This window comes from Armatimonas sp., assembly GCF_964826245.1.
In genome coordinates, this window is record NZ_CBAYMC010000146.1 from 1 (window position 1) to 11,286 (window position 11,286).

Sequence of the window (11,286 nt, forward strand, 5' to 3'; positions counted from 1 at the left end):
CCATCCACAGCCCCGAAATCTTGTGCTTTTCCGCGGCGGCGGCGGCGGCACCTTCGCGAATGTCCACCCAGCCTGCCAGCGACACTTGGTCGGAGTGGGCAACGAGGTTCTTAGCCCAGCCTTGACCCATTCCTCCCGCCCCGACGAGCAGTGCACGTCTCACGACTTCTTTTCCCAGCCCAGGTTCGGGTTGGTCTCAAACCAACCCTGAGGTGCATGCGGACAGACCCGAATGCCAAGTTCCGTGGTTGGCGCGGCCCACGTGCACGCGTTGGCGATCACGCGACGGATCTCCGGCTGGAAGTAGATGGGATAGGTCTCGTGGCCCGGCGAGAAGTAGAAGACTCTCCCCCGCCCCCGGTTCCAGCAGCAGCCCGAGCGGAAGACCTCGCCGCCACCGTAGCTGGAGATAAAGACCAGCTCGTCGGGCTGAGGAATGTCGAAGTACTCCCCATACATCTCGGTGAGGGGCACGGTAAAGACAGGAGGAAGGCCCTCCGTGATTGGGTGACCAGGTCGAACCGTCCAGACTCGCTCAAGGTCGTCATCGCGCCAGATCAGCCCACATGTCGTTCCCATCAGCTTACGGAAGATCTTGGAGAAGTGCCCCGAGTGCAGGACAATCAGCCCCATGCCTTCTAAAACACGCTTATGGACTTTCTCCACGATGGCATCGTCCACTTTGTCGTGTCCCATGTGGCCCCACCACGTGAGAACATCCGTGCTAGCCAAGATCTCGTCGGTGAGGCCATGCTCGGGCTGGTCAAGTGTCGCGGTTCGCACTGTGGCACTCTCACCCAGTAGCTCACGCAGGCCCTCGGCAATCGCATTGTGCATGCCGTCAGGATAGACTTTCTGGACAGCTTCATGCTGCTTTTCGTGGAGGTTTTCCCCCCAGACAGTAACAACCATTGTTGATCCTCCAAAAGAAAAAGCCCGGCACAGATGTGCCGGGCATCAGAGCAAGCCTACCGCATCCGCTCCGTGTACTGTGACTCCCAGCCTCCCTGAGAAGGGCGACTGCGGTAGTCAACAAAAATTCCCGCCATCAGCATCAGCCAGACAAAGCCCAGCACTGCCCAGAGCCAAGTCAGCTTCGTACTTCCCCGGACATTCATGAAGTTGTAGACCACAAAGCCCGCTTTGATCACTGCGACAAACATCGCGACCACGAAGTTCATTCCCACCCAGCGCGTTGCCGCACTAAGGTCAATGTAGTAGAGAACCACCGTGACGATCAGCAGGACGAAGAGTATGCCGTACGTGAGCCAGTAGAGCGAGGGTTTCGGATGCTGGATGACCTCGACGACAGGGTTCACAGGCCCGTGCCCATGTCCGTGATCGTCGTGTCCGTGTGCAATATCAGCCATCATCTTTCCTTTACGAGATTAAGTACATCAGCGGGAACAAGAAGATCCACACGATGTCCACAAAGTGCCAGTACAGACCAATCATTTCCAGCGGCATATAGTCGTCTACGCAGGGGTGCTTGATCCAGTAGAAGAACATCAGCAGCACCATCATCACAATTCCAATGGAGACGTGGATGCCATGAAGCCCTGTCATACAGAAGTAGATGCTCATGAAGAGCCGAGCGTGCTGAGCCTCTGCTTTATAGCGCGTAAAGGCAGCATTTGGTACAGAAAAAGCAATCGTTCCATTGGGTATGGATGTTAGTCTCTGATCCATTCCTTCGGCGAGCTTAGCCGTCTGTGTGGCCGGAATTTCTAGCCCTTCTTCACTGAGTTTAGCTCCCGCCTTCTTGGCTTCTTGCATCGCCGTCCATGCACGGTTGGCGCGTGGATTCTCGGCATGACCGCCACTGTCATGACCCGCATGCTCTGTCTTGAGAATATAGAGCGCACGGGCGTAGTTGAAGTTGCGATCCGGGTAGAGACCTTCGTGTAGCTTATTGGTGTACTCAAAGTACTTGACGACCATGAAGATCATCGCACAGCCTACCACTGTCCCAATCCAGAGGATCGTTTTAATCCGCTGGCCGATCTGAGCATTGTAGACCGCAAGTACCATAAAGAGCGAGCTCGTCAGCAGGACCGCCGTATTGATCGTCCCTAGCCAAGGAAAGCCACCTTTCATCAAGCCTAGGAAGTTGTACTGGAGCAGGAACTGGTGAGCTTCCAAGTAGGTATCGAAATACATCACTCGGTAGAGAGAGTAGGCGAGGAACAGCCCCCCAAAGAACATGATCTCTGTTACCAGAAACGACCACATTCCTACCAGGTAGCTCTCGTTTTGCTGGTGAATGTTCTCATACTGCATCGAGACCCGCTGACCAGCACCATGCGAATGCTCAGCCCCTGTACTAGGCTCTAGAGCGTGCAGACTCATACGTGGGTTTCCTCTCGGACAGGTGAGCTATGCTGTGGATCCTTGTCGTGATCATGTGCATGATCCAAGACATCGTGAGCAGGATGCTCCCCATGGTACTCGTAAGCTTCCCACGTGACCACTGGGATCTCCAGGAAGTTGTGGGTAACCGGTGGTGAGGGAATCGTCCACTCAAGTCCAACCGCTCCCCAAGGGTTCGCAACAGCCTTCTCGCCCTTGAACCAGGACCACATGAGATAGAAGACAGGCAACATGAAACCAATGCCCAGAACCGTAGACCCCGCCGATGAAGCAATATGCCAAATCTGGTACTCCGGGGCGTAGAAGTGGTAGCGCCGGGGCATTCCTAAGTATCCCACAATAAACTGCGGGAAGAAGGTCATGTTGAAGCCGACAAACTGAATAATCGCGGAGAGCTTTGCGGGAAACTCGGGGTACAGGCGACCGGTCATCTTAGGCCACCAGTAGTGCAAACCTGCCATGAAGCCTAGTAAGGCCCCACCCACCATAACATAGTGGAAGTGTGCCACAACAAAGTAGGTCGCTGTCAGGTGAACATCTACGGCGATTGCTGCTAGATACATGCCCGTAAGTCCACCGATCACAAAGAGACCAATAAAACCCAGCGCAAAGATCATGTGGCTGGAGAGCTCAACACTTCCTTTGAAGATCGTTGCGATCCAGTTAAAAACTTTGACAGCAGAAGGCACCGCCACTAAAAACGAGATGATCGAGAAGACCATGCTCGAGTACATGGACTGTGCTGTCGCAAACATATGGTGGCCCCAGACCACAAACCCAAAGGCGGCAATTGCAAGCGATGACATTGCGACAAATTCATAACCAAAGATTCTCTTTTTACAGTTTGTCGCAATGATCTCGTTAATGATTCCCAGGGCTGGAAGCATCATGATGTAGACGGCAGGGTGCGAGTAGAACCAGAACATGTGCTGGAACAAAACAGGATCACCACCCAGCTCGGGCGAGAAAACTCCAAAGCCAAGAGTACGCTCGACAAGAACCACCAGAAGCGTCACCGCCACAACGGGCGTCCCCAGCATGATGATGACGGAGGTCGCATACAGCGCCCAAACAAAAAGTGGAAGGCGGAACCAGGTCATTCCGGGGGCGCGCATCTTATGCACCGTGACGATGAAGTTCAATCCGGTAAAGATGGAGGAGAATCCTCCAAGAAACACTCCCATCAGACAAAGAGCCACATTTCCATTGGCATAGATACTGGAGTACGGCGTATAGAACGTCCAGCCCGTATCCACTCCTCCTGAAAAGAGAGAGATCAAAATACAGGTTCCGCCCGCCATATAAACATACCACGAGAGCAAGTTTAAGCGCGGGAAGGCCAGATCGCGCGCCCCAATCATCAAGGGAAGAGCAAAGTTCGCCAAGATCGCTGGGACTGCCGGAATCAGGAACAAGAACACCATGATAATACCGTGCGCCGAGAAAACTCGGTTGTAGGCATCACTGGAAAGAATCTGCCCCTTAGGTGCGGTCAGCTCCAGCCGAACCAGACCTGCGGCTAGTCCTCCAAGTAAGAAGAACATCGAGACGGAGAAGAGATACAGGAGCGCAATGCGCTTGTGATCAACCGTCAGCAACCAGGACTTAATCGAGAAATCGGTATTGATATAGTTCTCGTTATCCACACCGTAGGGACTCTCCCCGTGAGCAGCACGGGCATGACCGTGGGATGCAACCGAGGTATCGTGGCTATCTAAAGTGCTCACGCTCATTGGTATTGTTCTCCTCCATACATGTAACGAAACTGCTGATTGTCTGTGCTCGCCGGAATGGACTCATCGGCAGGTGTACCACTGTGGGGCTCCTCTTTAGTTCCGATCGTCTTGACATAGGCATTGATCGCAACCACATCACCTTCCGCTAAGACTCCCTTGTACGAAGGCATGCCTTGTGGCCAACCCGCAAGAGCAAACTCATCAGGATAGAGAATCGCATTTCGCAAGTACGCATCATCGGCGGTTACGATCTTGCCACTAGCAAGCTGACGACTCTTCCCAAAGATCCCTGCAAGAGACGGTCCCCGTTTGGCAGCATCAGAACCACCCCCACCGTGACAGCCCGCACACTGGAATTTTTCGTACAGTGCCTTGCCCTGCTGCGCAAGAGAGAGTCCCCCACGGGTTGCCTCAATCCCACCAGGATTGACAGCACGTACTCCACCGCTGGCAGCCCACTTATTATAGTCGGCACGGCTCATCACATAGACCCAGCCTCCCATCTCGGAGTGCTGCGTGCCACAGTACATATTGCAGTAGATATGGTACTTGCCAATCCGGGTGGGTTTAGCCCACATCTGAGTGTACTCACCTGGCTGAACCTGGCGCTGCATACGAAACTCAGGAATATAGAACGCATGGATCACGTCTTGAGAGATCATCGTAAACTTGACCGGCTCATCCACCGGAATGTGAAGTTCGTTGTTCTCTCGGATGCCATTGGCATGTTGCATGTGCCACATCCACTGTTTCCCAATCACAAAGATCTCTTTTGCGTGCTTTGGCGGTTGATAGACCTCCCCAAAGAGCTTTGCAGACCAGACAAATATCCCTAATCCCAAAACCAAAGCGGGAAGTGTCCAGGCCATTTCAAGACCGTTGTGATGGTCTACAGGGTTAGAGCGATCCACATTATTGCCACGCTGATAGCGTGCCACCAAAAAGCCCAGCAGTCCCAGCACCAGGACCGTGAAGATCACTGTCAACGCAGTGAGAACCCAGTAGAGCACGTCTACGTTCTTCGCGTATTCCGATGCTGCCGGAGCCATAATCGGCATTTCACCCATCGGTACTCAACCCTCTCTTCTCTGCTCCCGGGACTCGCGCCGGAAGCTAATAACCATAAACGAACCTAAGGCAATTGCTGTTGCGGTTCCCAGCACTTGCAGAAGCCGAAAAACAGCGAGCCCATAGGTATTTCTCTGTGGATCGTAGTGGTAGCAGAAAAGCAAAATCTTCTCTGCCACACTCCCAATCCGACCTTGCCCCGCTTCCGTTAACGAAAGACGGACGTCCTTAGCTTTGTAGCTCACTCCAAAGTGATAACGAGAGACACGTCCCTTGGGAGTTACCATGAAAGTCGCGCTTGCATGTGCATACTGCCCCGTCTTGGCATCGTAGACATATTTATAGCCTAGCGAATCAGCAACGGCACGAATGTCTTTTTCTTCGCCCGTCAGAAAATGAAATGACTTCTCCGCCCCGGCTAAACCAAGCTGACTTAGATATTCTTGTTTCTTTGCCGTTGCAATCTCGGGCGTCTCTTTCGGATTAATCGAGATGACTACGACTTCAAAATCGCGCCCAATCTGGTAGCCAAGGCCAGGCTCATGCATGGCAGAGATCATCCCCTCGACCATCATAGGGCAGGTTCCCGTGCACTTAAAAAACGGCATGACTAGCCAGACAGGTTTTGTCCCAAAGTACTCTTTCAGGGGCACAATCTTGCCAGTTTCGTTTCGAAATACCGTTTCGAGAGGCAAAGCAGCATCCAGATTCTGGCTGATGGAGACATCACGCGCGGCATTAATCCCCGTGTCAAAGCGTGGACGTGAGCCAAAGGGAGCCTGCTGAGACTGCCCCTGGCCGAAAGCCGAGGGAGCTAGCGCCAGGAGGGCGGCTCCTAGAGTGAGCTTACCGCGTAGGCACATTAGTGTGCACCCTCTCCACCGGTATATTTACCACTACCGGGATAGGAGCTGTGCTCCTCTTTTGGGGCCTTACCGGTTACTCCTGAGATTCCTCGGGCGGCAAGGGTTTCTTTTGCTTTTTTAATCCCCACATGAAGCGGTTCCTCGGATGCCTTGTAGATTTCCATATCTAGCTTAGGGTCACCTTGAACTTGTGGATAGGGCGGTGTGCGAGGCTTTGTCACAAATGCGGGTACCTCACGCTCAAGTTTCTTCCAGTCGGGCGTAAAGAACGGGTAAGCACCAAACTGAATGGCCATGATTGAGACCACGACGAATCCTGCAAAGATACTCATCCAGCGAACAATGGCAACAATATTGACATCACGGTGCTCGTAGCCAAGCTCCGGAATCGTGCCGTCGTTGATATCATTTGAGCCATGCATGATTAGTGTGCCTCCAGAGCAAGCTTGGTGTCTTGGATTCGGGTATCGTGGAGCGGCATTAGCTCCCCTGCCTTCAGATTTCGCACAAAGAGGATCAGCCAGACTCCTCCCACAAACACTAGGGCAGCCAGATCAATCCAGAGCGTCGAGAACGCAATCGAGGCGGACTTGAAGAAAGGCACGACCTGCCACCAAACATCTATGGTGCGAAAGAAGAAGATCCACCCCGCAACAATGATCAGAAGGTGCGGTGTCCGCTTGCCTTTACCCGAGAGCAGAGCTAAGAACGGCCCAAAGAACTGGAACACCACAATCGCAAGCCCGACGTAGACCAAGGGGCCTTCAAACCGCTGGACGAAGAAGATAATTTCCTCCGGCAGGTTGCCCGACCAGATGATCAGGAACTGTGAGATTGTAAAGTACCCGAAGACCATGGTAAAGCCCAGTAGCATGTTGCCAAGGTCTTTCGTCAGCGCGGGGTTGATTGCCCTGGCAAACGGGCGCATGGTGCGCATCGAGAGGACAAGTACCGTCCCAAAAGCGATCGTCATCAGGATTCCCGTTGCCATGTGCCACGCACCATAGAGTGTGGAGAAGAACATCGGGTTGAGCGACATCAGCCAGTCCGTGAAGGCAAAAGTCAGCAAGATCACATGCACCACGCCGAGTGGCGGTGCAAAGCTCCGTCGCCACTCCGCCCGTGCTTCATCACGATCTACATCCTGAGCCTTAGACGAAGCATTCAGCTTGCTGGTCGTCCAAATCCAGAAGACAAAGTAGAACACCGCGCGGATGATCCAGGCCACCGGATTTAACCACTGCTGCTTTTGAATGGGAAGCTTGGCCATGAATGCGGGATCTGCCCAAGGAAAGTAGCTATGCCCTGCAACCCTGGCGATTGCGATAGGAATAAAGAACATTCCCATCAGGGGTAGGTTCTTGTTCCCTGCCTCTAGCACCTTAAGAATTGACAGGCTCCACTGTGCACGGATCGTGTGGTGCAGAAACGTAAGTGTCGTACAGCCAAGTGTCAGGGTCAGCCAGAAGATGAAGCCGTAGTGATACGCTCCGGCAAAGACGCGGTGACCGGCACTTTGATCCGTAAAGTACCCCGCAGCCAGTGCGATGGCACCGATCACGGCCATTCCTGTGGCAGTGTTGCCCAGCTTTGTCAGCGTCGGAAGCGCTGAGGGAGCCTCGTGTGTTTCGTGTTCCGTCATTAGTTTGCGCCTCCCTGAACCGTCAGGGTAATGCGTCGGTTCTTGGCCCGGCCTTCACTGGAGCTATTGTCCGCGACAGGTTTGGCGGAGCCATAGCCCTTTGCCAGAAGCGTGCTACCTGCCACTCCCTTGCTCGTCAGGAAGTCTCGAACTGAGTCTGCTCGTTGGCTGGAGAGCGAGAGGTTACTCGCCGCTTTCCCCTGAGAGTCCGTATGTCCACCGACCTCGACTTTAGAGTCAGGATTTTTCTTGAGAATCTCCGCAACTGCGGTTAGAAATATCTGCGATTCGGGCTTGAGAGTGGCCTTTGCAGTGTCGAAGAGCACATCACCGGTCAGCTTACTCATCGCGCTATCGAGGTCTTCTTGCTCCTTCTTAGCTGCGTCCGTTGCGGGGAGGGCCTCGACAGGAGCAGGCGTAGCCGTTACCCTCGGTGCAGGCGTTGGCTCAGCAGGTTCACTAGGAGCGGGAGTAGCCGCCACTGCGACAGGAGTCACTGCCGCCGGAACGTTTCCCCCACTAGCGAGCTGGAGCGCACGGACATAGCTCACAACAGCCCAGCGATCATTGTAGTCCTGGATGCGGGAAGCATAGCCATACATCGCGCCCTTACCGTGGGTAAGAACATCGTACATGTAGCCATCTTCTGCTTTTAGGAGACGAGGTTGGTGCAAGGTAGCGGGTAGCTTCTGCCAGAACCCAAGGCCGCGCTGCGCTATAAAGCCATTGCCGTTGCCCGCAGTTCCGTGGCAGGGAGCGCAGTAGACCGTGTAGCGGTTCTCACCGCGATCCAGCATCGCTTTGGGGCCGCCAAAGCTCTTGACCGCCTCGGCAGGAATCTGCGCGACGAACTTTCCGGCCTGTTTCCCCGTGGTGAAGGCATCGTCGGTGCGGAGCTTACCGCGCGCAATCGTCCCCTCAGGCAGGGCACGGCTGGCCTGACGATCGGTGTAGAAATCGCTCTCGTAGTAGGCCTTCATCTTGGGCTGCTCCCACATATCAATGTGACAGCCCGAGAGAAGAGCACTTCCACCCAAGAGGGTTAGCCCTAGTGTGTATCGCATGCTAATGTTCACTGGCGCGCTACCTCCGCAACATTCAGGGCTCCGAGCCCATTTAGGAACGCCGCCGTTTCGTTTTGTTCGTACTTGGGGTCTTTGGTCTCGATACATAGGAAGTAGCGATCCTGTGTGGCGCGATCAAAGTTGGGGGCATTAAAGATCGGGTGGTGAAATCGGGGAAGACCATTGAGGGCCCACTGCGAGATAAAGGTCGTCAGGCCCGTACAGAGAACCGTCATCTCAAACGTGACCGGGATAAACTGTGGCCACGTGTTGAGTGGCTTTCCTCCGACGTTCATCGGGTAGTCAATCACCGCGATGAAGTACTGTAGCCCAAAGCCTAACAGACAGCCCGTGAGTCCTCCAAAGAACGCAAACCAAGGAATACGGTCGTCCGTACCGTTTGGCAGTGCTTCGGCAAGGCCGTGAATCGGGAAAGGCGAGTAGGCATCTGTTTTCGAGTAGCCCGCTGCCGTCGCACGCTTCGCCGCAATCACGAGATCATCGGGAGAGTCAAACTCCGCAATCATTCCGTAGATCGGGTTTTCAACAGGCCCATGTCCATGTGCTGACATTAGTGAGCCTCCTCTTCATGCGCATCGTGAGCGTCATGAGTATCGTGACCAAACGTGTGGTGATTTTTATACAGTAGATCGCGCATCTCAAAGATATTGATGAAGGGCAGCACCTTGATGAACATAAAGAGCAAGAAGGTAAAGAAGCCCATCGTCCCTAAAAAGAGTAGCCAGTCCCAGAGGGTCGGGGAGTAGTAGCCCCAGGAGCTGGTTAGGAAGTCACGGGTCAGCGACATCGGGATGATCACGAAGCGCTCCAGCCACATTCCGATTCCAATTACAATACTGGTGACAAATAAGAAGGGAACATTCTTGCGGAGCTTGTGGTACCAGAGTGCCTGCGGCCAGATACCGTTGCAGAAGATCAGCGCCCAGTAGAATGCGGCGTAAGGACCGGCAAATCTATGGTTGACCACAGCGAGCTCATAGACATTGCCTGAGTACCAGCTATAGAAGATCTCCAAGACGTAGCCATAGAAGACAATCAGGCCCGTTGCCAACGTGATCTTGGCCATCCAGTCGAGGTGCTTCTCGGTGATAAAGTCCTTGAGACCATAGAGAGCACGGAGCGGCAGGCCAAAGGTCAGTACCATCGCAAATCCGGCAAAGACGGCTCCTGCCACAAAGTAGGGCGGGAAGATGGTCGTGTGCCAGCCTGGGACAATTCCCACGGCGAAGTCGAAGCTCACGATGGTGTGCACGGAGAGAACGAGTGGGGCAGAGATGCCTGCCAGGATATTGGTCGCTTGCTCGTAGCGGAACCAGTGCTTGGCGCTTCCCCGCCATCCCAGTGCAACCGCACCATAGAGAACCTTAGCGATCATGCTCTGCGAGCGGTCACGGAGGGTTGCGATGTCGGGAACCAGTCCTAAGAACCAGAAGAGCATCGAGATGGTGAAGTAGGTAGAGACAGCAAAGACGTCCCACTCTAGCGGCGAGCGCGTCTGCGGCCACATACCCAAGATATTCGGGTAAGGGAAGAGCCAGTAGTCACACCAAGGACGACCCGTGTGAAGCAGCGGGTAGAGACCCGCACACATCACCGCGAAGATGGTCATTGCCTCGGCAAAACGGTTGATCGAGTTGCGCCAGGATTGACGCATCAGCAAGAGAATCGCTGAGATCAGTGTTCCTGCGTGGCCGATACCAATCCACCAGACAAAGTTAACAATGTCCCATGCCCAGCCCGCGGGCTGGTTATTTCCCCAGATCCCCGTTCCCCGCAGAATCAGCCAGGTGATGGCCATCAGCATGACGTTCAACCCAACAAAGCCAATGGCGGTTACGATAAACCAGACCAGCGGCGGGCGCGGGTTTAGGACAACGCGCGCAATGATATCTGTAATAGACTCATAGTCATGCTCGTTGTCAATAAAATTCTCGGGGATGAGCTGCGTGCGCTTGCCGCCCATCGGTTCCGTTGCCATCTAGTGTCCTCCCTCCGCCGCCACCGGCTTGACCAGCGCGGGGTTGGGGTTCTTGATCTTCGCCATGTACGTCGTTCGTGGGCGAGTATTTAGCTCAGCCAGGAGCGCGTAGTCATGAGGTTGGTGCTTCAGCTTGCTTACCTTGCTATTGCGATCGTTAATGTCCCCAAAGACAATCGCCTGTGTCGGACAGACCTGCTGACAGGCCGTGATAATCTCGCCGTCCTGAATCTCGCGGCTCTCTTTTTTGGCCTCGATTCGGACTTCATTGATGCGCTGGACGCAGAAGGTACACTTCTCCATCACACCACGTCCCCGCACGGTCACATCCGGGTTCGAGAGCATCTTAAGCACAGGCTTCTCGAAGTAGTTCAGCGTGGTCGGCCCACCCGCGCCTTGCGTCCACTTCAGGAAGTTAAAACGTCGGACTTTGTAGGGGCAGTTATTGGAGCAGTAGCGGGTTCCCACGCAGCGGTTGTAGACCATCTGATTGAGCCCCTCATGACTGTGCACTGTCGCGGCAACCGGACAGACGGGCTCA

Annotated in this window: 12 protein-coding genes; all 12 read right to left on the bottom strand. The window is 54.3% G+C overall.

The genetic code is table 11. The features are described 5' to 3' along the window. Nucleotides 1–159: 159 nt before the first annotated feature. Nucleotides 160–912 (bottom strand): ThuA domain-containing protein, encoded by a 753-nt coding sequence (locus tag AC1XOS_RS14210; protein ID WP_481962882.1) that lies wholly within the window; start codon nucleotides 910–912, stop codon nucleotides 160–162. A gap of 56 nt (nucleotides 913–968) precedes the next feature. Further along, entirely contained in the window at nucleotides 969–1,373 is a 405-nt protein-coding gene (locus AC1XOS_RS14215) for a cytochrome C oxidase subunit IV family protein (RefSeq protein WP_481962883.1), read from the bottom strand. A gap of 7 nt (nucleotides 1,374–1,380) precedes the next feature. Continuing rightward, nucleotides 1,381–2,349 carry a cytochrome c oxidase subunit 3 gene (locus tag AC1XOS_RS14220; RefSeq protein ID WP_481962884.1) on the bottom strand — a complete coding sequence of 323 codons (969 nt, stop codon included), beginning with the start codon at nucleotides 2,347–2,349 and terminating at the stop codon, nucleotides 1,381–1,383. Further along, complete coding sequence (locus tag AC1XOS_RS14225; protein WP_481962885.1) at nucleotides 2,346–4,103, bottom strand: cytochrome c oxidase subunit I; 1,758 nt, start codon at nucleotides 4,101–4,103, stop codon at nucleotides 2,346–2,348. The genes AC1XOS_RS14220 and AC1XOS_RS14225 overlap by 4 nt, the downstream gene beginning before the upstream one ends. Further along, nucleotides 4,100–5,164, bottom strand: coding sequence for a cytochrome c oxidase subunit II (coxB, locus tag AC1XOS_RS14230; protein WP_481962886.1), 1,065 nt, complete (start codon nucleotides 5,162–5,164; stop codon nucleotides 4,100–4,102). The genes AC1XOS_RS14225 and coxB overlap by 4 nt, the downstream gene beginning before the upstream one ends. 15 nt (nucleotides 5,165–5,179) lie before the next feature. Beyond that, a complete protein-coding gene (locus tag AC1XOS_RS14235) occupies nucleotides 5,180–6,037 on the bottom strand; it encodes an SCO family protein (RefSeq protein WP_481962887.1) in 858 nt (285 codons plus the stop codon). Next, entirely contained in the window at nucleotides 6,037–6,462 is a 426-nt protein-coding gene (locus AC1XOS_RS14240; protein ID WP_481962888.1) for a hypothetical protein, read from the bottom strand. The genes AC1XOS_RS14235 and AC1XOS_RS14240 overlap by 1 nt, the downstream gene beginning before the upstream one ends. A 2-nt stretch (nucleotides 6,463–6,464) precedes the next feature. After that, nucleotides 6,465–7,682 (bottom strand): hypothetical protein, encoded by a 1,218-nt coding sequence (locus tag AC1XOS_RS14245; protein WP_481962889.1) that lies wholly within the window; start codon nucleotides 7,680–7,682, stop codon nucleotides 6,465–6,467. After that, complete coding sequence (locus AC1XOS_RS14250) at nucleotides 7,682–8,746, bottom strand: OmpA family protein (protein WP_481962890.1); 1,065 nt, start codon at nucleotides 8,744–8,746, stop codon at nucleotides 7,682–7,684. The genes AC1XOS_RS14245 and AC1XOS_RS14250 overlap by 1 nt, the downstream gene beginning before the upstream one ends. A gap of 8 nt (nucleotides 8,747–8,754) precedes the next feature. Next, nucleotides 8,755–9,318, bottom strand: coding sequence for a DUF3341 domain-containing protein (locus AC1XOS_RS14255; protein ID WP_481962891.1), 564 nt, complete (start codon nucleotides 9,316–9,318; stop codon nucleotides 8,755–8,757). Continuing rightward, nucleotides 9,318–10,745 carry an NrfD/PsrC family molybdoenzyme membrane anchor subunit gene (gene nrfD, locus AC1XOS_RS14260; protein WP_481962892.1) on the bottom strand — a complete coding sequence of 476 codons (1,428 nt, stop codon included), beginning with the start codon at nucleotides 10,743–10,745 and terminating at the stop codon, nucleotides 9,318–9,320. The genes AC1XOS_RS14255 and nrfD overlap by 1 nt, the downstream gene beginning before the upstream one ends. Further along, on the bottom strand, nucleotides 10,746–11,286 hold a 541-nt coding region (locus AC1XOS_RS14265; RefSeq protein WP_481962893.1), incomplete at its 5' end, for a 4Fe-4S dicluster domain-containing protein.

Excerpts from the sequence above, each read along its gene's own strand:
- AC1XOS_RS14220 (WP_481962884.1), bottom strand. The coding sequence starts at position 2,349 with ATGAGTCTGCACGCTCTAGAGCCTAGTACAGGGGCTGAGCATTCGCAT.
- AC1XOS_RS14240 (WP_481962888.1), bottom strand. The coding sequence starts at position 6,462 with ATGCATGGCTCAAATGATATCAACGACGGCACGATTCCGGAGCTTGGC.
- AC1XOS_RS14255 (WP_481962891.1), bottom strand. The coding sequence starts at position 9,318 with ATGTCAGCACATGGACATGGGCCTGTTGAAAACCCGATCTACGGAATG.
- nrfD (WP_481962892.1), bottom strand. The coding sequence starts at position 10,745 with ATGGCAACGGAACCGATGGGCGGCAAGCGCACGCAGCTCATCCCCGAG.
- AC1XOS_RS14235 (WP_481962887.1), bottom strand. The coding sequence starts at position 6,037 with ATGTGCCTACGCGGTAAGCTCACTCTAGGAGCCGCCCTCCTGGCGCTA.
- coxB (WP_481962886.1), bottom strand. The coding sequence starts at position 5,164 with ATGCCGATTATGGCTCCGGCAGCATCGGAATACGCGAAGAACGTAGAC.
- AC1XOS_RS14215 (WP_481962883.1), bottom strand. The coding sequence starts at position 1,373 with ATGATGGCTGATATTGCACACGGACACGACGATCACGGACATGGGCAC.
- AC1XOS_RS14210 (WP_481962882.1), bottom strand. The coding sequence starts at position 912 with ATGGTTGTTACTGTCTGGGGGGAAAACCTCCACGAAAAGCAGCATGAA.
- AC1XOS_RS14250 (WP_481962890.1), bottom strand. The coding sequence starts at position 8,746 with ATGCGATACACACTAGGGCTAACCCTCTTGGGTGGAAGTGCTCTTCTC.
- AC1XOS_RS14245 (WP_481962889.1), bottom strand. The coding sequence starts at position 7,682 with ATGACGGAACACGAAACACACGAGGCTCCCTCAGCGCTTCCGACGCTG.
- AC1XOS_RS14225 (WP_481962885.1), bottom strand. The coding sequence starts at position 4,103 with ATGAGCGTGAGCACTTTAGATAGCCACGATACCTCGGTTGCATCCCAC.